Consider the following 21,269-nt stretch of genomic DNA (forward strand, 5'->3'; position numbering starts at 1 on the left):
GCGGCCATCCACGCATGGCGTGGATCTACCCATGGCATTCCCGGCATCACGTTCATCCCGGCATCAAGACGAGCGTCTGATTTTCTGCCTCTACCGCACTTTCCCTGGCAGCCAGCCCACTGTCATGGGTGTGGCACGGGTGGGTTGGCGGGACCATGAGCGCCATGGATGGCGCGACATGAGCCTCCAGGGACGGATTCACGGCGTGTCCCGCCAACCCACCCGTGGCGCACCCTCTCCGCGACACCGACCGACCCAATGCTTCGGCTTCGGCTTCGGCTTCGGCTTCGGCTCCGGCTCCGGCTCCGGCTCCGGCTCTTGACCACACCCTGATCCCACATCGGCGATCATATCGCCCTCGTTGACGAAGGCCCGCACCATGACGACCAGCAGCTACGCCTCGATCCGGCCCCTGTTGTGGCTCGTATCGCTGGCCATCTTCATGCAGATGCTGGACTCCACCATCGTCAACACCGCCCTCCCGGCCATGGCCCGCAGCCTCGGCGAAAGCCCCCTGCAGATGCAGTCCGTCGTCTTCAGCTACGCCCTTGCCGTCGCCACCTTCATCCCTGCCTCCGGCTGGATCGCCGACCGCTTCGGCACACGACGCACCTTCCTCGTCGCCATCATCCTGTTCACCCTCGGCTCGCTCGCCTGCGCCCTCGCCCAGACCCTGCACCAGCTCGTCGGCGCCCGCGTCCTGCAGGGCATCGGCGGCGCCATGCTGCTGCCGGTCGGCCGCCTCGCCGTCATGCGCTCTGTCTCCCGCGAAGAATTCCTCCGCGCCATGAGCTTCATCGCCATCCCCGCCCTGATCGGCCCGCTCATCGGGCCCACGCTCGGCGGCTGGCTCGTGGAAGTCGCCTCCTGGCACTGGGTGTTCCTGATCAACCTTCCGATCGGCATCATCGGCTACGTCGCGGCCATGAAGATCATGCCCGACCACTACGCCGAACACCGCACCCGCTTCGACATCGCGGGTTATCTGATGCTCGCCTTCGGCATGGTCGTGCTCTCGCTCGCGCTGGACGGCATCTCCGGCATGGCCACCCCCCATGCCCTGGTCATGCTGATGACCGTCGCCGGCCTCGCCGCCCTGGTCGGCTATTGGCTGCACGCCGCCAACTCGACGGCGCCGCTGTTCTCGCTCGCCCTCTTCCACGTCCCCAGCTACCGCATCGGCATTCTCGGCAACCTGTTCTCGCGCATCGGCAGCAGCGCCATGCCCCTGCTCATCCCGCTGCTGCTGCAGGTCGGCATGGGCATGAGCCCGATGAACGCCGGGCTGTTGATGATCCCCGTGGCAGCCGCCGGCATGATTTCCAAGCGCTATGCGGTCAAACTCGTCGAACGCTTCGGCTATCGGCGCGTGTTGATGGTCAATACCGTGCTGGTCGGCCTGGCGATGGCGAGCTTCATCTTCATGACACCGGGCCAGCCCCTGTGGATCCGCATCGTCCAGCTGGCGCTGTTCGGGGCCGTCAACTCCTTGCAGTTCACCGTCATGAATACCGTCACCCTGCGCGATCTCGACCGGGATTTCGCCAGCGCCGGCAACAGCCTGCTCTCGATGGTGATGATGCTCGCCACCGGGTTCGGTGCGGCCGCCGCCGGCAGCCTGCTGGCCGCCTTCAATCACCTTGATGCCTCGCACGGCGCCACCGCCGCGCTGCACGCGACCTTTGTCTGTGTCGGCGCCATCACCCTGACCTCCACGCTGATCTTCTGGCAGCTGCCGGATACGCGGCCCTCGCCGCGCGACGTCGAAGAAGTCGCCGAGTAACCGCGGGGAGATGGGGTCACCCTCAGCGGACCAGCGGTCCGCTGTTACCGGGGGGCGTGCAGGACCCGCGCGATCGCCTCCACCAGCAGGTCGCCGGTCACCGGCTTGCGCAGGAACGCATCAAAGCCGGCATCGCGGGCCTGCTGCTCTATCGACGGATCCGTCCGCGCGGTCACCGCGATCAGAGGCATCTCGAAGCCCTGGCTGCGCAGATGCCCGGCCAACGCGATGCCGCCGAGGCCCGGCAGGTCCAGGTCCATCAGCGCCACATCGAACGGCGCCTCGCTGACCTCGCGCAACGCCGACAATGCGTGCTCGGCATGCACCACCTCATGCCCGCGCGCGGACAACAATCCGCTGACCACTTCCGCCACCGTCAGATCGTCCTCCACCAGCAGGATCCGCAGCGGCGGCAACACCCATTGCGCGCCCTCGGCGGCGCCGGGCGCGCCAGTCGTGCCCGGCTCCAGCGGCAACGGCAGCGTCACTGTGAAGCGGGTCCCCACGCCGAGCTGGCTCTGCACGCCGATCTGTCCCTGCATCGCCAGCGCCAGTTCGCGACAGATCGCCAGTCCCAGCCCACTGCCGCCGTACTGCGCCGCGGTGCGCGCGCCATCGGCCTGCTCGAAGCGACGGAACAGCCGCTCCTGCTGATCGGCACTGATGCCCGGCCCGGTGTCGGACACTTCGATATGCAGCCCGCGGCCGGGCGTGATCGCGCGCAGCGTCAGACGCACTTCGCCGTGGCTGGTGAACTTGACGGCATTGCCGAGCAGATTGAGCAGGATCTGCCGCACGCGCAGTTCATCGCCGATGGTGCGCGTACCGGGCGCCACCGTGTTGTCGACCACGAACCGCAGTCCCTTCTGCCCCGCCAGCGCGGCCATCAGGGCACAGACATCGTCGATCGGCCGCTGCAGCTGGAACGGCTGCGCCTGCAGTTCCAGCCGCCCCGATTCGATCCGCGCCAGGTCCAGCGCATCGTTGACCAGGTGCAGCAGATGTTCACCGGCATGCCGGATCGATTCGGTATAGCCGCGCTGCTGCGCGTTCAACGGCGAGGACAGCAGCAGTTCGCTCATGCCCAGCACCCCGGTCATCGGCGTCCGAACTTCGTGGCCGAGGTTCGCCAGGAAACGCGTCTTGGCCATCGAGGCCTGCTCTGCCAGCTCCTGCTTCTGCAGCGCCAGCTGGTAGGCATGCCGGCGCTGCAGCCGGCGCCGGTACAGCCAGGCGAACAGACTGAGCAGCAGCAGCACGATCGAGGTCAGCAGCAACAACCCCGACAGGCTGCGCCACCACGGCGGCAGCACCCGGAACTCCAGCACCTGCACGCGCGACCAGATCTGGTCGGCCGAGCGCGCCTGCACCTCCAGGCGATACCGGCCCGGCGGCAGGCGGGAGAACAGACGCTCGCCCCCCGGCCCCACTTCAACCCAATCGGGATCGTAGCCGGCCAGGCGGTAGCGGTAGTTGTTGGACGTGGAGTCTGCGAACGACAGCAGGCGCGCCACGATCCGCAGGTCGCGGTCGCCATCGGCGATGTCCAGCGGCACCGCATGGGTCAGGTCCAGCACGCGCTCGCCGCGGCGCACCTCGACCCGCTCGATCACCAGCGGCGCACGGCGCGTGGCCGGCTTGACCTGCGCGGGATCGAATATCACCACGCCGGCCGGCGTGCCGCCGACGATGCGCCCGCTCGCGGTCAGGGTCAGTGTGCGGCGACGGAATTCCTGGCTGGGCAGGCCATCGTGCACGCCATACTGGCGCACGCTGGCGGCCTGCGGATCCACCCGCACCAACCCACGTGCGTTGGCCGCCCACACCACGCCCTGCCGGTCGACCACCAGGCCGGTCGCGGTGATCGCCGGATAGCCCGCACCACTGCCGATCACTTCCTGCAGGGTCAGCCGATCGCCCTGCCAGCCGTAGTGCGACAGCTTGCCTTCTTCGGACAGCCACACACTGTCATCGCCGGCCAGCGCCATGGCATACACGCCTGCCGAAGGTCCGCCGGGCAGGGGCGTGAAACGCGATTCCGCCGCCACCCATTCCAGCAGACCCTGCCCGGTGGCGACCCACAGGCGATCCTGCGGCCCACACTGGATGTCCAGCACGCTCTGACCGAGCTTCAGCCCGGCATGGCCCAACGCGACCCGATGCAGCACGCGCCCGTCGAGATCGCGTTGCTGCAGGCCGTTGGCCGACGCTGTCCACAGTCGCTGGCCATCGCACAGCACCAAGGATTCGATCGGGCCCTCCATGGCCGCATCGACCGCCGCATCGCGCCCCCAGCGCCGGATCCGCTTCTCGCGGGGGTCGTAGCGCAGCAGCGCATCCCAGGAACCGATCCAGACCTGCCCGCGCGGATCCTCGAGTACCGACTGCAGCCACTGCGTGCCATCCACCCAGGTCCGGTGCTGCTCGATCTTTCCGCTCACCGGGTCGAGCTTGTCCAGCGCGCCATGCGTGCCCACCGTCCACACGCCCCCGTCGGCGGCCGCACCCATGCCCAGCACATACGCGTTGCGCAGCGACGCTGGATCGTCTTCCAGCCGCGAGAGCACCGAGAACTGCCACCAGCGCGGCAGCAGGTGCCACAGGCCGCCGTTGGTGCTGGCCAACCAGATGCCCCCCTCGCGATCCTCGTAGGCGCCGGTCCAGTTCGGCCGTACCTGCCCACGGGCGATCGCGCTGTACAGCGGCACCTGCTGGAACTGCCCGTTCATGGCGCGACCCAACCCGGAGCGCGTGTCGAGCCAGTACCCGCCCTGTTCGTCGCGCAGCATCATTCCCAGGATCTGATCACCTTCGGCAACCGTCCACGGCGCCGGCGCGAAGCGACCGTCCGGGCGGCGCACGGTGACCCCGGCATTGCTGTTGATCCACAGGCTGCCGTCCGGCTCGGCGGTGAGCCCGGTGATGACCCGCGCCGACAACTGCGCGCTCGGCACCGGTTCGAAATCGTGCCCGGTCCAGCGCGCCAGGCCCGCCTGCGAACCGATCCACAACGTGCCATCGAGCGTGGTGGTCAGATAGCCGACCGAGGCGGCCGGCAGGCTGCGTGGATTGCCGGGCTCGGGCATGAAGCGGGTCAGCGTCCCGTCGCGCTCGAGCCGATGCAGCCCGCCCTGGTAGGTACCAAACCAGATCGCGCCATCCGGCGTGGAGGCCACGCTCCAGATCGTGTTGCTGCCGATCTCGGGATGGCTGTTGCGGTCGTAGAAGCGGATTTCGCGCCGATCGGCCGACATCATCGCCAGGCCGGCATTCTCCGTGCCGATCCACAACTGGTTGCGCGCATCCACGTGCACGCTCCAGACATGGTTGTCGCGCAGGCCATCCTCGGCGCGCCAGATCCGGTAGTTGCGCCCGTCGTAACGGGCCAGGCCATCGTTGGTGGCGATCCACAGGTAGCCGTAGCGATCCTCGGCCATGCGGTTGACGGTGTTGGATGGCAGACCATCGAACACGGTCAGCTGCCGCGGCGTCGGCGGTACCGGCTGGGCCAGCGCGACCGCCGGCCAGAGCACACACAGGCCGATCAGCAACGGCCACAGCACACGCAACACCTGATGGCTCTCCCGGGTCTGTCCGTGGATTCACTGCTGCCGCCCGGAATGGGCCTGTCACCCCCGACCACCCCGGTCACCGGGCAACGCCCCGCATAGTAAACCGTTCCCCGGGCCGGCACGATCCACGTCACTTGCCATGATCCGCTGTATCGCCGCGTGCAGTGCACCGCCCTGCAGCGGCTTGTGCAGCAGACCGTCGGCCCCGGCAGCGGCGACCGTGGCCTCCAGATCCGGCTCCCGGCGGGCCGTGAGCACCAGGACCCGCAGGCGGTGGTCGCGCTGGCGCACCAGGCGCAGCAGCGACAGCCCGTCCATGCCGGGCAGATCCAGATCCAGCAGCATCAGCTGCGTGCCGGGCCGGGCCAGCGCGGTCAACGCCGCCAGCGCGTGCCCGGCGGCAACCACCGCGTGCCCCCGCATGCGCAGCAGGCCGATGACGACCTCGGCCACGAGAGGGTCGTCTTCCACCAGCAGGACCTGCAGGCCATCGTGCTCAACCACTACCGGCTCCGGCTCCGGCATCCGCACTGCGCAACCGGCCAGCGGTACGCTCAACACGGCCTGCCAGCGATGATCGGGCAACTGCAGCACGCGCAGGCCTCCCTGCATCGCAGCGGCCAGCACGTCCACGTCGGCCAGCATCTCGCGCACTGCGGCCAGCGCAGGCGATGGAAGCGCACCGGGCACCGCGATGACATCCAGCAGCAGGCCGGTGCCACCCGGCAGCCACGCCATGCGCAGGGTCACGCGGCTCGCCCCGACCTGCAGGGCGAGCCCGCGCGCGAGCAGGTGTACGGCCTGTCGCAGCCGGTCCGGATCGCCGACGCGACAGGCACCCGCCGGCAGTGGCGGGCCCAGCGACAGCCGGCAGCCGTGCAGCTCCAGACAGGCAGCCAGCGCGGCCTCCATGTCCATTCTCCAGGGCCCGATGGCGAAACGGCGTGGCTGGAGACATATTTTTCCGGCCTGCAGCCGGGCGGTCTCCAGCGCTTCGTCGACCACCTGCAGCAAGGCGCGCCCTCCCTGCTCGATGTGCAGCACCTGCTCCCGCGCGTGCCCGGACAGCGGACCGGACAGCAGCAGTTCGCTCATGCCCAGCACACCGGTCAGCGGCGTCCGCACTTCGTGGCCGAGCGTGGCGAGATACTGCTGCTTGGCCTGCGCCGCCCGCTCGGCGCGCGCCTGCCGGCGTGCCGCCGCGCGCCGGGCGTTCGCCCGCTTCTGGTGGCGCCGCACGGCCGCTGCCAACAACACGGCACTGCCGGTGGCGACCAGCCAGAACAGCGCCCATGCGCCAGGATGGGCCCAGCCGTTGTGGTCCACCTGCAGCCGCACCTGCTGCAGTGGCGTCCACTGGCCGCCCACGCCACGCGCCTGGAACTCGAGCACGTGTGCACCGGCCGGCAGGCTTGGAAAGCCACGCGTCCCGCGTCGTCCGGCGCGGACCCACGCCGGATCCTGCCCGCGCAGCCGGAACCGGTAGTCGGTCATGCCGCGCTGGCCGCCGGACAGCAGCCTCGCCGACAACTGGATGTCGCGATCGTCGGCGTTGAGCCGCAGCGGATCGCCGGCCGGCAGCTCGATCCATCGCCGCTGGCGACGGACCTGCACACGGTCGATGACCAGCAGCGGAGCGACCGTGGTCGCGATCATGCCGGCCGGATCCAGGGCCAGCACGTCGCCGGCCAGATCCATCGCCAGCAGGTGGCCGCCGACCGCGAGCATGCCGAGGTCGAACACCATCGGCGGCAGCCCATCATCGACCGTATACAGCCGGGCGCTGCGGCGGTCGGGTGCCAACCGCACCACGCCACGCGCGGTGGTGGCCCACATCGCCCCGTCGCCCGCATCGGCCAATCCACGCGGCACCGCCGCCGGCAGCCCCTGCGCGGCGTCGACCCGGATGGCCCCCTGCAGGCCAACCGATGCGCGCCGGTAGACGGTCCAGCCGTCCGGGTCGCCCGCCCAGAGCTGGCCATCGGCGGCCAGGTGCAGCGCCCCGACCGCGCGGCGCGGGCCGCCCGGCACGGGATCGAAGCGAGCGTGCGCCGGTTGCCACTGCTTCAGCCCCTCGCTGTCGCCCAGCCACAGCTGCCCGGCAGGGTCGCATTGCAGGACGAAGGCAGTGCCGCCCGGACGCAGTCGCGCCGCGTCATACGTGCGCTCGACCAGCACCCGTCCGTCGTCCGCCCGCTGCTGCAGCCGCCCGTTACCGGCCAGCCATAACCGGCCATCGCAGGCCGCCAGCGCGGCCTGCGTCGACACCGCCGATCCGATATCGTCCGCGCCCACCCGCCAGCGCCGCCGCTGCCCCAGCACCGGATCGATCCGGGTCAACCACGGGGCCGCGAACACCCACACCCTGCCGTGTCCGTCTTCGACCACCGCGTGGCGATCGGGACGCGAAGGATCGTGCGTATAGGACCAGCGCCCCCGCGAAAATCCGTGTAACGGCGAGACCTTGCCCAGCCATCCGCCGCGCGCCCGCCAGGCCTGTCCGTCGGCTGCAGCGGCGAGCCCGCCCGGCGCACCGGCCAGTGGAACGCCCGGTGCGATGAAGCGCTCGAGGTGTCGCCACTGCGCGCCGAGCCGCCACACCCCCTGATGGCTGCCCAGCAACCAGACGCGTCCCTGCCGGTCTTCGATCACCCGCACGATGTGCGGCGTGCTGCGCCCGTGCAGGTGGGGCAGCGTGATCGCATGGTGGTCCCGGCCGTGCCGGTCCTGCCACCACAGCTGCCCGCCGTCGGCAAACCAGTCTCCACCGGCACGGCTGGAGCCGAGCCACCGTGCCGGTTCGCGCGGCCGTGGTGCGGGCTGCAACGTGGGCAGATGTCGCACCTCGGTGCCGTCGGCGGTACTCGAGCGCAGCCAGCCCTGTGCATCCCGCCCGAGTGCCGTCACCGGCAGCGTGGACGCGCCCAGCATCGCCGGCGTCTGGAACCGTTCGTCATGCCACCGCGCCAGTCCCGCCGCACTACCGATCCATACCCCGCCCTGCGGATCGGCTGCGAGGTGCTCCACCCGTGCCGATGGCAGGCCGCCGCCAGCGCCTGGCAGGTACTGACGCAGCCGGCGGTCGCGCCCCAGCCGGAACAGCCCCGCGTCGCGGGTACCAAACCAGACGTCGCCCGCGTCCATCGGCTGGATCGCCAGCACCGGACTGGTCGCGGCCGCCGGCGCGGGCGGTCCCGCCCAGCGCTCGAACCGCTGGCGATCGGCCGACAGGCGCTGCAGGTAGCCATTGGCGGTGCCGATCCAGAGCTGGTCGCGGGCGTCCAGCGCCATGCTGCGCACCTCGTTGTCGGCCAGGCCGTGCTCCATGCGCCACACCCGGAAGCCGCCCCCGTCGTAGCGGGCCAGGCCATCGCTGGTCGCGAACCAGAGGTAACCCTGCCGGTCCTCCACGATCTGGTGCACCACATTGGAAGGCAGGCCATCCACGGTGGTGACGCGCGCGCCGTGGCTCGGCAGCGCCAGTGCGGGCAGCGCCTGCAACAGCCAGACCAGCAGCGCACAGACCCATCGCTTCATGCGACGCGCCTGCAGCGCGCCAGGGCATCGGCCAGCGCTGCCCGGCTCACCGGGAGCCGCAGGAACACATCGAAACCGGCTGCCATGGCCTCGCGCTGGGCGCCCGCATCCGCGCGCGGGGTCAAGGCGACCCGGGGCACACCCGGCCAGCATCGCGACAACCGTGTACCGGCCCGCTCACCGCCAGCGCACAGGTCGGGGTCGACCACGATCACATCCCAGCCCATGCCCTCGCCCGCCCCCGGCGGGACGTCATCGAGCCCAGCTACATACCGCGCCGAATGCCCCAGCGATACCAGCGCTGCCGGCAGCACCTGGCCGACCACCGGCAACGGATGCACCACCAGCACCTGCAGCTGTCCGGCACCGGTCGGTTCGGCACGTGCGCACAACGGCGTGCCTGCGGCGCCGCCATCGACGTGCGGCAGGGGCAGGCAGACCTCGAAGCAGGTTCCCTCGCCGGGACGGCTGCTGACCGTGATGTCGCCGCCCATGGCCAGCGCCAGATCGCGGGAGATGGACAGCCCGAGGCCACTGCCGCCATGGCCCGCGGCCGTCCGTGCACCGTCGGCCTGTTCGAAGCGCTGGAACAGGCGCTGGCATTGCGCGGGGGTCATGCCGGGTCCCGTATCGAGCACCCGCAGCAGCACGCCATCGCGCCCGTCCGGCCACCGCGCTTCCAACCGGACCGCGCCCTGCGTGGTGAACTTCAGCGCATTGCCCACCAGGTTGAGCAGGATCTGGCGCAGGCGTCGTGCATCGCCGATGAAGCAGGCCGACGCCGGCACCGTGCTGGTCCACTCCAGCACCAGCGCTTTGCCCTGCGCCACCGGCAACAACAGCGCATGCAGTTCTTCGATCAGATCCTGGAGCGCGAACGGTGCCGGCTGCAGCTGCAGCTGCCCGGACTCGATACTGGCCATGTCCAGTGCATCGTCCATCAGCCGCAACAGGTGTTCGCCGGCGTAATGGAGGCTGTTGATCCGGTTGCGCTCCTCCGGAGCCAGCGGCGCACGCAGCAGCAGTTCGCTCCAGCCCAGCACGGCGGTCATCGGCACGCGGATGCGCTCGCCCAGCGCGGCCAGGAAGCGGGTGCGCTGCACGGACGCGCGGTCGGCACGCTGTTGCCGGCCGCGCAGCCAGCGCCAGCGTCGCTGCCGTCGCCGACGCGCCTGATAGGCGCATCCTCCCAGCCATGCCACGCCGATCACGGTGGCCGCGGCGACCCACCGCGCCGGCGGCGTCTGCCACCACGCCGGCGCGACCTGCAAGGTGATCCGGCGAGACGGCGACCAGCTCCCGTCGCCCTGCCGGGCCTGTACGTCCAGCGTCTGCAGACCTGGCGGGAGACGCTCGAACACACGCAGCCCGGCGGCACCGCTTTCCTGCCACTCCGGATCGAGTCCCTGCAGCCGGAACCGGTAGCGCACATGGGCCTGATCGCCGCCACTGAGCAGGCGCGCGGCGACGCGGATGTGCCGGTCCGCCCCCGACAACGGTATCGGCCCGGTGCCGACCGGCAGGGTGATCTGCGCGTTGCCCCGACGCGCGGTAAGGGCGTGTATCACCAGACCCGGCGTTCGCGCCGGGCGCAGTACGGCCACCGGGTCGAACAGCAGAACACCGCCCTCGTGCACCGCCGCGACCACATGGTCGCCAGCGGTCCGCACCAGCCGACGTGGCAACACGTCATGCGCCGGCAGCCCATCGTCGCTGCCGAAGCGGCGTACCCCGCCCCCATGCGGATCGACGCGGACCAGCCCACGCGCGTCGCCGACCCACGCAACGCCGCGCGCGTCGACCACCAGCGCCCGCGCGAGCAGCTGCGGGTAGCCCTGCACCGGACCAAACGTGTGCGTCATGCGCAGCTGCTGCCCATCCCACCGATAGCGGCGCAGCACGGACGGACTGCTGACCCAGTAGTGGCCATCCCCACCGCGTGCGATCGCGCCCACCTCAGCGCGCGGTGCGCCTTCGACCGAGGCGAAGCGTTCCTGTGCGGGCAACCAGCGCTTCACGCCGCTGCGATCAACCGCCCACAGATCGCCATCGTCGGTACACAGCAGTTGCGGGCCGTGCACCGGCGGCACCAGGCCCAGTGTCTGTGGCACGGCGGACATCTGCAGCGCGCCCTCGGCATCGCGTCGCTGGATGCGGTCGGCACGGGCCAGCCAGAGCGAGCCGTCGGCGCAGGCCTGCAGGTCCACCGCGCCCGTACCGCCCTCCCACCCCAGCAACCAGTGCCGCAACCGGCCGGTGCCGGGCACGTAACGGGACAACGTGTTGCCACTGGTGACCCATACTTGGCCGCGGCGATCTTCGGCCATGCCCACCGCACCCGTGCGCAGACGCACGGGGCGGTAGTCGAAGCCCCGGTCGCTGTGCCCGGTACGAAGGTCCACACGCTGCACGCTGCCGCTCTCGCTGGCCACCCACACCCGCGCGTCGCCAGAGGGCACCAGGGCCAGGACATGGTCGCCGTCCAATCCCGGTCCGCCGTCGCGTGCGCCCGGCAGCAGTGTGAACTGACGCCAGCGCGCGGGCAGATGCCAGACCCCTTGGCCGCGACCGATCCACCACAGGCCGCCGACCCGGTCTTCAAGCGCCTGACCAACCACGGCGGCCCCGAGCGCACCGCCATCGTGTCCACGCAACGGGACCGGCTGCGGCGCCTGGCCAGGGGGATGACGCAGCAGGCTCGCAGACCCGGTGGTCCATAGTTCTCCCTCCGTGCTGCGCAGCACCGGCATGTCCGGATGTGCCGGCGGGGGCAGCAGTACCCCGTCGGCAGTCCAGCGATGCACGCCCCGTCGCGTCTTCGCCCACACGCCGCCGCCGGGATCGGGCCACAGCGATTGAATGTCTCCGCGCTCACCCCGCGACAACGGCAGGACGGCGAAGCGGCTGCCCTCTCGACGCAGGGCGCCCTCCGGCGTGCCGACCCACAGCCGGCCATCGCGATCGGTGGCCAACGCGGTCACCTGGGCCACGGGGACTCCATGCGGCTGCAGCGGCACGACCTGCCAACGGCCATCGGCGTGCCGCGCGAACAGCCCATCTCCGTTGGTACCGACCCAGAGCATCCCCTCCGGCGTGCTGGTGATGTGCACGATCCCGATGCGTGGCAGCACCACGGTTCCGTCGCCCGGCACCGGCTGAATCACGCGCCGATCGGTGGACACCGTCACCAGCCCCTCCGAGGCCGTCGCCAGCCAGAGCTGATCCTGTCCATCGACATGCAGCGCGCGCAGGTCCACGTCCGGCAGTCCCTGCTCACGGCGCCACGCGCGGAAGCGATGGCCATCGAAGCGCAGCAGGCCATCATCGCTGGCGAACCACAGGTAGCCGACGCGGTCTTCGCCGATCGCACGGATGGCCGAAGTCGGCAGCGCATCCGCCGGGCCCATCGGCCGCGGCCACGGCAGCGTGACCAGGGCGCTGGCGGCGGCGAGCGTCGGCAGCCAGAGCATGACCCCCAGCATCACCCCCACCCAGCGACTGCCCACCGGTTCGGATCGGCCTCCTGCCACGCGCACCCCGACCGCCTCCGTTGCTTGAACAGCACGGTACGTCGATGTCGCGCGAACGTGGCTGCCCAGACCGGGACCACGTCACAACCTGATCAATGAATTTTCAGATCAACAATGAAGATTCGAGACGAATCGGCAATCGCAAAAGCGCGCGGCGTTTCAATACCGCGCTGACTTTCCCGCGCGCGCCAGCGCAATCGCGTCGACCAGCATGTCGCCGGTCACCGGCTTGCGCAGGAAGCCATTGAATCCGGCCGCCAGCACCTGCTGCTCGGCGTAGGCATCCGAGCGTGCGGTCACCGCGATCAAGGGCAGCTCATAGCCCATGACGCGCAGCTGCCCGGCAATCGCGAGGCCATCCAGCGCCGGCAGGTCCAGGTCGAGCAGCCCCACATCGAAGCTGCCGGCCGCCACCTCCGACAATGCCGCCAGGCCGTGCAGCACATGCACCACCTCGTGCCCGCGCGAGCGCAGCAGCCCGGCGATGACGTCGGCCACGGTGGCATCGTCCTCGACCAGCAGGATCCGCAGCGGCGGCAGCTGCGTGCGCGTTTCCTGACCCGGATCCCGTGGCGTGCCGAGCGGCTGCACGGTCCAGGGCAGCGGCAGCGATACCGTGAAGCGGGCACCATCGCCCAGCCGGCTGTCGATCTGGATGCGGCCGCCCATCGCCACGGCCAGTTCCTGGCAGATCGCCAGGCCCAGGCCGCTGCCGCCATAACGCGAGGCGGTCCGCGGACCGTCGGCCTGCTCAAAGCGATGGAACAGCCGCTCCTGCTGGTCCTGGTTGATCCCCGGCCCGGTGTCGGAGACTTCGAAGATGATCGTGCGGCCGTCGTCGGCCAGCTCGACGCCGAGCCCGACATGGCCGTGGTCGGTGAACTTGATCGCGTTGCCGAGCAGGTTCATCAGGATCTGGCGCACCCGCATTTCGTCGCCACTGACCTGCACCGGGCCGGGCAGATTGAAGCTGCGCTCGAAGGCCAGGCCACGGTGATGGGCCATCGGTTCCATCAACGCCTCGACCTGGTCCAGCAACGACATCAGGTCGAACGGCCGCAGATCCAGCTCCAGCCGCCCCGCCTCGATCCGGGCCAGATCCAGCGCATCGTTGACCAGCCGCAGCAGGTGTTTGCCGGCGTGCTGGATCGAGCCGGCATAGCCGCGCTGCACCTCGTCCAGCGAGGTGGACAGCAGCAGCTCGCTCATACCCAGCACGCCGGTCATCGGCGTGCGCACTTCGTGCCCCAGCGTGGCCAGGAACCGGCTTTTCGCCTGCGAGGCCTGCTCGGCCAACTGCTGCTTGTGCACCGTCAACTGCCATTGCTGGCGACGGCGCAGGCGTGCACGCGCCACGTAGGCCAGCGCCGCGATGCCGACCAGGCCGAGCAGCACGTAGCCCACGATCGCCCAGCCACTGCGCCACCACGGCGGGCGCACCTCCAGCTCCAGCGTGCTTGGCGGCGTCCACGCACCCTGCGATGTCGCCGCCTGCACCTCGATGCGGTAATGCCCCGCCGGCAGGCGCGACAGCATCCGCTCACCATCGGCGGCCTGCATCACCCAGTTCTGGTCGTAGCCGGACACCCGGTAGCGGTAGCGGTTGCCCTGCGGATTGGCGAAGGACAGCAGGCGGGCGGACACGATCAGGTCGCGGTCCTGCGGTCCCAGCACGATGGGCGCCTGGGTCGGCAGCATCTGCTGGCCTTCGGCATCGTCGCGGCGCACCTGCACGCTGTCGATCACCAGCTGCGAGGGCGGCAGCACCCTGTCCGCGGCATCCGGATCGAAGCCGACCAGCCCGGTCGCGGTCACCGCCAGAACGCGCCCGTCGCGCGCCTGCACCGGCGGGCGATTGCTGAACTCCACATCCGGCAGGCCGTCGCGCTCGCCATACAGGCGCAGCCGCCGCTCGGCACTGTTCCAGCGGATCAGGCCGCGCGGCGTGGTCGCCCATACCTGCCCATCGCTGCCCAGCGCCAGGCCGCCCATCGATACCGCGGGCAGACCCTCCGCCGCCCCCACGCGTTCGCGCAGGCTCATGCTCAGGCCATCCCAGCGATAACGCTCCAGCGCGCCCTGGCGTGCCAACCACAGTTCATCCGGGCCGGTCCACGCCGCATCGTAGATGCTGCCGCGGGAGATGCCCGGCACCTGCTCGAAGCGGTCGTTGCGCCACCGCATCAGGCCCATCGCATCGCCCATCACCCAGAGCTGCCCGCGCGGATCGAACACCATCTGCTCGACCGGATTCTCGGTCAATCCGCGGTTCTGGTCGTTGCGGATCGTATCGAGCACGTTGCCCTGTGCATCGCGGCGCTGGATGCCGAAGTTCATCACCGACAGCCACAGCTCGCCGTTCGGCGCCTGGCGGATCAGGTCGATGCGCTGGCGCACATCGGCGCCGCCGCCGATCTTCCACTCGCGCAGCGTGCGCGTCGCAGGCTGGTACAGGCTCAATCGACCGGCGCGACCGAGCCATACCGCACCGTCCTCGCGTGGCAGCAGCGACCACGTCGCACCGACCCCGATCTGCGTGTCGTCGGCAATCTGCCGCAGCTGGCCCTGCGCATCCAACGTGTACAGGCCGTGCGCACCGGAGATGTAGTAGGTGTCGTCCAGCGCTGCCGCGCCGAGCAGATAGACGCTGTCCAGCGGTTTGCCGTCGAGCTGGTACCAGCTGGAGAAGCGCTTCCAGTCCGGTGGCAGATACGCCAGCCCCTGGGTCAGCATCGCCACCCACAGGCCGCCTTCGTGGTCCTGCAGCATGTCCAGCACGCCACTGCGGGCGGTCAGGAAACCACTGCCGGCATCGCCCGCAAGCAAGCGTGCCGTGCGCGCATCCCCGCGGTACAGGCCATCGGCCGTCCCCAGCCAGTAGCCACCGTTGCGATCGTGGATGACGGTGGCCGCGCGCACGTCCGCACTGAGCGTCCAGGGCGCGGGCCGGACCTGGTCATCGGCATCGATCCGGAACAGGCCGCCTTCGGTTCCCGCCCAGACCGTGCCGTCGGGCTCCCGGGTGAGGCGGAACACGCTCTTGCCGCCGAGCAGCGCCGGCGCGATGCGGGTGAAGCCATCGCCATCCCAGCGGGCCACGCCGTTGGAGGTGCCCACCCAGACCCGTCCCTGCGGATCGGCCAACAGACTGTAGATGGTGTTGTCGGGCAGGCTGCGCGGATCATCCGGGACGGCCTGGTACCTGACCAGGGTGCCGTCCTCGCCGCGCCGGCAGATCCCGTGCTGGTTGGTGCCGATCCACAACGATTGCGAGGCATACGCCAGCGACCAGAACTGGCCTTCGCAGGCCTCGCCCAACGCAGGAAAGCGGGTGAACGCGGTGCGGTCGGGACCGAGCATGCTCAGGCCGACCCCGTTGCTGCCCACCCAGACGCGATCCAGTGGATCGATCAGCAGCGTTTCCACCTCGTTGCCAGGCAGCGAACCCGGGTCGGCCGGATCATTCCGCCAGACCCGCAGGCCCACGCCATCCACGCGGGCCAGGCCATCATCGGTCCCGGCCCAGATATACCCCTGCCGGTCCTGGGCCAAGGCCAGCACCATGCGCGAGGGCATGCCCTCGGCCGCGCCGAGGCGGCGCAAGCGTGGCGTTTCTGCCGATGTCCCTGCGGCTTCCAACACTGACGGCACTGCGCACAACCACAGCCCCAACAGCACGATGCCTGCACCCCAGCGGCGCGTGCTCATCGATCCGGTCTCCCTGTTGGTGCGGATTGTCACACAGCGATCAGGACGGTGTCCGCATTCTGGGCGGGCTGTCGTGGATGGAACGGCTGTTGTCGGCCGCACCACGATCTGTTGCAGCCATGCGCTGCATCCCGGCACACGGCTGTGCGTATGATCGCCCCAGACCCTGACGGAGCCAGCGCCTTGCTCACGCGCCTGACCCTTGCCCTGCTGCTGGCGGCCACCCCGCTGCTGGCCATCGCCGCCCCAGACCGCTATCGACTCGATCCGGTGCACACCCGCGTGCTGTTCGCGGTCGAACATGCCGGCTTCTCGCATGCACTCGGCACCGTGTCCGGCAGCGAAGGCGTGCTGGTGTTCGATCCGGACGACTGGCGCACGGCGCGTCTGGACGTCACCGTGCCGATCCAGCGCCTGGACCTGGGCGACGCCAAATGGAACACGGCCACGCTCGCGCGCAACCTGCTCGATGGCGAGCGCTTCCCCGAAGCGCGGTTCGTCTCGACGCGGGTCGAACCGATCGATCCGACCCACGCCAACGTCATCGGCCAGCTCACCGTGCGTGGCGTCACCCGCGAAGTCACCCTGGCGGTGACCCTCAATGCGCTCAAACGCCACCCGCTGCCACCGTTCCGCCGTACCGCCGGCTTCTCGGCCACCGCCACGCTCAGCCGCAGTGCCTTCGGCGTGGATGGGTGGGCCTCGATGATCGGCGACGAGGTGCAGCTGCGGATCGAAGCCGAAGCGGTGCGTGACCGCAACGCCGGCGATCCTGCCGATGCCGCGCCCACCGATGCGCCGGGAACTCCCGCCGCCCCGGCCGACTCAGATACCCCACAGCCGGTCCAGGAGACCACGCCATGACCGCCAAGAACACCCCGACCCGCTGGGGCGGCGTCAGCCAGACCCTGCACTGGCTGATCGCCGTGCTGATCCTCGCCCTCGGCATCGTCGGGCTGACCATGGGCGAACTGCCCAAGACCCCGAAGTACTTCTGGGTCTACACCATGCACAAATCGATCGGCATCACCGTGCTGGCGCTGGTCGTGACCCGCCTGCTGTGGCGCCTGTACGCCGGCGCACCGCATCCGGTGCCGGGCACGCCGACCTGGCAGGAGCGCATCGCCTCGGCCACGCATTGGCTGCTGTACGTGCTGATGTTCGGCATTCCGCTGTCGGGCTGGCTGTACGACTCGGCCAGCGGCCTGCGCCCGTTCCGCTGGTTCGGCCTGGTCGACGTGCCGAAGCTGAGCCCACCGGACGAACGCGTCACCCAGATTTCGCACGCCATCCATGAGTGGGGCTTCTGGCTGCTGATCGCCGTGGTCGTGGCCCATGCCGGTGCCGCGCTTTATCACCATTTTTACCAACGCGATGCCACGCTTGCGCGCATGCTCCCGCAGCGCTGGCTTGCCTCCCCCCAGAAGGATTGACCATGAACATCAAGCTCACCTCCCCCGCCGCGGTCGCCGCCGCCCTGGCCGGCCTGCTGGCCACCGCCCCGGTCCTGGCCGCCGATTACGTGCAGGCGCCTGGCTCGGTACTGGCGTTTGCCACCAAGTACGACGGCGAAGTGTTCACCGGCACCTTCCCGGGCTTCGATACCAAGATCAGCTTCGATCCGGCCAAGCTGGACGATGCCAAGCTGGAGGTGACCATCCCGCTGGCGGGCGCCAAGAGCGGCAACAGCGACCGCGATTCGACCCTGCAGGGCGCGGACTTCTTCAACGTGGGCAAGTTCGCGCAGGCCAAGTACAGCGCCACCAAGTTCCGCTCGCTCGGCAACAACCAGTACGCCGCTGACGGCACGCTGGAACTGCGCGGCGTGAGCAAGCCGGTCACCCTGACCTTCACCTGGACCCCGGGCGCGCAGCCCGTGCTGGCCGGCAAAGCGACGGTCAAGCGCCTCGACTTCGGCGTGGGCGGCGGCGACTGGGCCGACACCAAAACGATCCCGAACGAGACCGCGATCAGCACCAAAGTGGTCCTGAAAGCGAAGTGACGCCATCGGTAGTGCCGGCCGCTGGCCGGCATCTCGCGCGGTGATCGACTCGCGCACATCATCGGTAGTGCCGGCCGCTGGCCGGCTTCTCGCGCGGTGATCGACGCCGGGGAGCCGGCCAGCGGCCGGCACTACCGCATCAGGCACCGCGAACCGCATCAGGCACCGCAAGCCGAATCAGGCGCCGGAGAGCGGCATCGGGCACCGACGACCGACGTCAGGCGCCCGTTGGCACGCTTGGTCTCAGCCGATCCAGGCCCGCAATCCCGCCACATCGAACGGCCAGTCCAGTTCCCGCCCCCGCGCATCGCGCACTACCGGCACCCGCAGCCCGTAGCGGGCCTCCAGCGCGGCATCGTCATCGATGAACACACTGTCCAGATCGCCCACCCGGGCCTGGGCCAGTACCGCCAGGGCCTGGTCGCACAAATGGCAGTCATCACGCTGGTACAAGGTAAACACCGGCCCACCCGCCTTGGGAAATGTTGCGCCGCAGCCAGAGCCGACGGCACGAAGCGCATAGAATAGCGCTCCATCCGATACCCGCAGTTTGGCAATCATGGCTGTCAGCACGTTCGACGTTTTCAAGATCGGCATTGGCCCGAGTTCTTCGCACACCGTGGGACCGATGAAGGCTGCCGAACGTTTCGTGCACCGCTGGCTGCTCGATCCGGGCCACCTGCAGGACGTGGTGCGCATCCGCGCGGATGTCTACGGCTCGCTGGCGCTGACCGGCCGCGGCCATGGCACCGACAAGGCCGTGCTGCTCGGGCTGGAGGGCCAGCGCCCGAACCTGATCGACCCCGACATCATCCCGGAGACGCTCGAGCGCATCCGCAGCAGCAAGCGCATCCGCTTGATGGGGCAGCACGAGATCGCCTTCGACGAGAAGCGCGACCTGGGCCTGAACAAGCGCCAGAAGCTGCCGTACCACACCAACGGCATGCGCTTCACTGCCTATGGCGCCGATGAGCAGGTGATCGCCACGCGCGACTACTACTCCGTCGGCGGCGGCTTCGTGGTCAACCAGGACGATGCGGCCGATGACCGCATCGTGCCCGATGAAACCCCGCTGCCCTACCCCTTCAAGAGCGGCGACGAACTGCTCGCGCAGACTGCGCGCAGCGGTCTGAGCATCGCCCAGATGATGTTCGAGAACGAGAAGTGCTGGCGCACCGAGGATGAGATCCGCGACAGCCTGCGCGAAATCTGGAGCGCCATGCAGGCCTGCGTGGAGCGCGGCATCCGACAGGAGGGCACCCTGCCCGGCGGCCTGCATGTCTCGCGCCGCGCACCGGCGTTGTACCGCGAACTGTCCTCCAAGCCGGAAGCGGCGATGCGCGATCCGTTGACCACGCTGGACTGGGTCAACCTGTACGCGCTGGCGGTGAACGAAGAAAACGCCGCCGGCGGCCGCGTGGTCACCGCGCCGACCAACGGCGCAGCCGGCGTACTGCCGGCGGTGCTGCACTATTTCGACCGCTTCTGCCCCGGCGCCAACGAACAGCGCGTGTTCGATTTCCTGCTGACCTCGGCGGCGATCGGCATTCTGTACAAGGAAAACGCCTCGATCTCCGGTGCCGAAGTCGGCTGCCAGGGCGAAGTGGGCGTGGCCTGCTCGATGGCGGCCGGCGGCCTGGTCGCCGCGTTGGGCGGCAATCCGAGCCAGATCGAGAACGCCGCCGAGATCGGCATGGAACACAACCTCGGTCTGACCTGCGACCCGATCGGTGGCCTGGTCCAGATCCCCTGCATCGAACGCAACGCGATGGGCGCGGTCAAGGCGATCAACGCCTCGCGCATGGCGATGCGCGGCGATGGCAAGCACAAGGTATCGCTGGACAAGGTCATCAAGACCATGCGCGACACCGGGCGTGACATGCAGGACAAGTACAAGGAAACCAGCCGCGGCGGGCTGGCGGTCAACGTCATCGAGTGCTGATCGACCGCCCCCGACGGTAGAGCCGACCGTGAGTCGGCTTCTGCCGTTCGCATCGTTGGCCCGTCTGCACGGCCGCTCCGGTACAGTCAGGACTCCCCTGTTCCGGAGACTGCCATGCGCATCCTGGCCGCCGCCCTGTTCGCCTGCCTGCCGCTGACCACCCTCGCCGCCGAGACCTACGGCCCGCGGCTGGAAGGCTTCGACTACCCGTACCCGGTCAAGATCTTCCGCTTCGAATCCCAGCGCCAGCCGCTGGAGATGGCCTACATCGACGTTCCCGCCGGTGGCAAAGGCTTCGCCGGGACGGTCGTGCTGCTGCACGGCAAGAACTTCTGCGCGGCCACCTGGAAGGACACCATCGCGGCACTGAGCGCGGCCAGCTACCGGGTGATCGCACCGGACCAGGTCGGCTTCTGCAAATCGAGCAAGCCCGAGCGCTACCAGTACTCGTTCGGCCAGCTGGCGGCCAATACGGAAGCGCTGCTGGAACATCTGGGCTATGGCGAAGGCAAGCTGCACATCGTCGGCCATTCCATGGGCGGCATGGTGGCGGCGCGCTTCGCGTTGATGTATCCCCAGCGATTGCTCAGCCTGTCGCTGGTCAACCCGATCGGACTGGAAGACTGGAAGGCCAAGGGCGTGCCGTGGCGCAGTATCGATGCCTGGTACGCGGGCGAGCTGAAGACCAGCTTCGACAGCATCAGGAAGTACCAGCTCGACGTCTACTACAACGGCCAGTGGAAGCCCGAGTACGAGCAGTGGGTGCGCATGCAGTCGCGCATGTACGACGGCCCCGGCAAACAGGCGGTGGCGTGGAGCCAGGCGCTGACCTCGGACATGGTGTTCAACCAGCCGGTCGTTTATGAGTTGCCGACGCTGGCCGTGCCGACCACGTTGTTCATCGGCCAGACCGACCGCACCGCGATCGGCCGTGATCTGGCGCCGCCGGCGCTGAAAGCCACGCTGGGCAATTACCCGGCGCTGGGCAAGGCGGCGGCCGCAGCGATTCCGGGCGCCACCCTGGTGACCTTCGAAGACCTCGGCCACTCGCCGCAGGTGCAGGATCCGACCCGGTTCAATGCGGCATTGCTGAAGGCGCTCTCACAACACGACTGAGCCGACACCCTGGGAGTGCCACGCCATGCGTGGCAGCGGCCGTCCTCAGCGTTCTCCGCCGACGCAGCCAGCCCACCCT

The 21,269-nt window shown here is 69.5% G+C and carries 11 protein-coding genes; 6 read left to right on the top strand and 5 right to left on the bottom strand.

Translation table 11 applies throughout. The features are described 5' to 3' along the window. The first annotated feature begins 379 nt into the window (after positions 1–379). Entirely contained in the window at positions 380–1,783 is a 1,404-nt protein-coding gene (mdtD, locus tag AB9O74_RS01070; protein WP_369348116.1) for a multidrug transporter subunit MdtD, read from the top strand. 44 nt (positions 1,784–1,827) lie between these two features. Here mdtD and AB9O74_RS01075 read toward each other — a convergent pair whose 3' ends face one another. The 4 genes from AB9O74_RS01075 to AB9O74_RS01090 form a co-directional block, all read right to left on the bottom strand. Continuing rightward, positions 1,828–5,352, bottom strand: coding sequence for an ATP-binding protein (locus AB9O74_RS01075; RefSeq protein WP_369348242.1), 3,525 nt, complete (start codon positions 5,350–5,352; stop codon positions 1,828–1,830). Between the two features lie 60 nt (positions 5,353–5,412). Beyond that, on the bottom strand, positions 5,413–8,892 hold the full coding sequence (locus AB9O74_RS01080; RefSeq protein ID WP_369348117.1) for a two-component regulator propeller domain-containing protein: 3,480 nt from the start codon (positions 8,890–8,892) through the stop codon (positions 5,413–5,415). Continuing rightward, positions 8,889–12,362 carry an ATP-binding protein gene (locus tag AB9O74_RS01085; RefSeq protein ID WP_369348118.1) on the bottom strand — a complete coding sequence of 1,158 codons (3,474 nt, stop codon included), beginning with the start codon at positions 12,360–12,362 and terminating at the stop codon, positions 8,889–8,891. The genes AB9O74_RS01080 and AB9O74_RS01085 overlap by 4 nt, the downstream gene beginning before the upstream one ends. Before the next feature lie 219 nt (positions 12,363–12,581). Further along, on the bottom strand, positions 12,582–16,130 hold the full coding sequence (locus AB9O74_RS01090) for an ATP-binding protein (protein WP_369348119.1): 3,549 nt from the start codon (positions 16,128–16,130) through the stop codon (positions 12,582–12,584). A 150-nt stretch (positions 16,131–16,280) separates the two neighbouring features. Here AB9O74_RS01090 and AB9O74_RS01095 point away from each other — a divergent pair, with 150 nt between their 5' ends. From AB9O74_RS01095 to AB9O74_RS01105, 3 genes are read left to right on the top strand one after another with little or no spacing between them, the layout of a single operon-like run. Then, on the top strand, positions 16,281–16,994 hold the full coding sequence (locus AB9O74_RS01095; RefSeq protein ID WP_369348120.1) for a YceI family protein: 714 nt from the start codon (positions 16,281–16,283) through the stop codon (positions 16,992–16,994). After that, entirely contained in the window at positions 16,991–17,563 is a 573-nt protein-coding gene (locus AB9O74_RS01100) for a cytochrome b (RefSeq protein WP_176990590.1), read from the top strand. The genes AB9O74_RS01095 and AB9O74_RS01100 overlap by 4 nt, the downstream gene beginning before the upstream one ends. Before the next feature lie 2 nt (positions 17,564–17,565). Then, the gene (locus AB9O74_RS01105; RefSeq protein ID WP_176990591.1) at positions 17,566–18,132 is read left to right on the top strand and encodes a YceI family protein; all 567 of its coding nucleotides are present in this window, start codon (positions 17,566–17,568) and stop codon (positions 18,130–18,132) included. 243 nt (positions 18,133–18,375) lie between these two features. Here AB9O74_RS01105 and AB9O74_RS01110 read toward each other — a convergent pair whose 3' ends face one another. Further along, a complete protein-coding gene (locus AB9O74_RS01110; RefSeq protein WP_369348243.1) occupies positions 18,376–18,594 on the bottom strand; it encodes a glutaredoxin family protein in 219 nt (72 codons plus the stop codon). A gap of 97 nt (positions 18,595–18,691) precedes the next feature. On the opposite strand from AB9O74_RS01110, the gene AB9O74_RS01115 reads away from it, so the two are divergent. Continuing rightward, entirely contained in the window at positions 18,692–20,074 is a 1,383-nt protein-coding gene (locus tag AB9O74_RS01115; RefSeq protein ID WP_123730460.1) for an L-serine ammonia-lyase, read from the top strand. A 114-nt stretch (positions 20,075–20,188) separates the two neighbouring features. Beyond that, positions 20,189–21,190 carry an alpha/beta fold hydrolase gene (locus AB9O74_RS01120; protein ID WP_369348121.1) on the top strand — a complete coding sequence of 334 codons (1,002 nt, stop codon included), beginning with the start codon at positions 20,189–20,191 and terminating at the stop codon, positions 21,188–21,190. The last annotated feature ends 79 nt before the right edge of the window (positions 21,191–21,269 follow it).

The organism is Stenotrophomonas sp. JAG2 (genome assembly GCF_041080745.1).
In the GTDB taxonomy this organism is placed as follows: Bacteria; Pseudomonadota; Gammaproteobacteria; order Xanthomonadales; family Xanthomonadaceae; genus Stenotrophomonas; species Stenotrophomonas maltophilia_AA.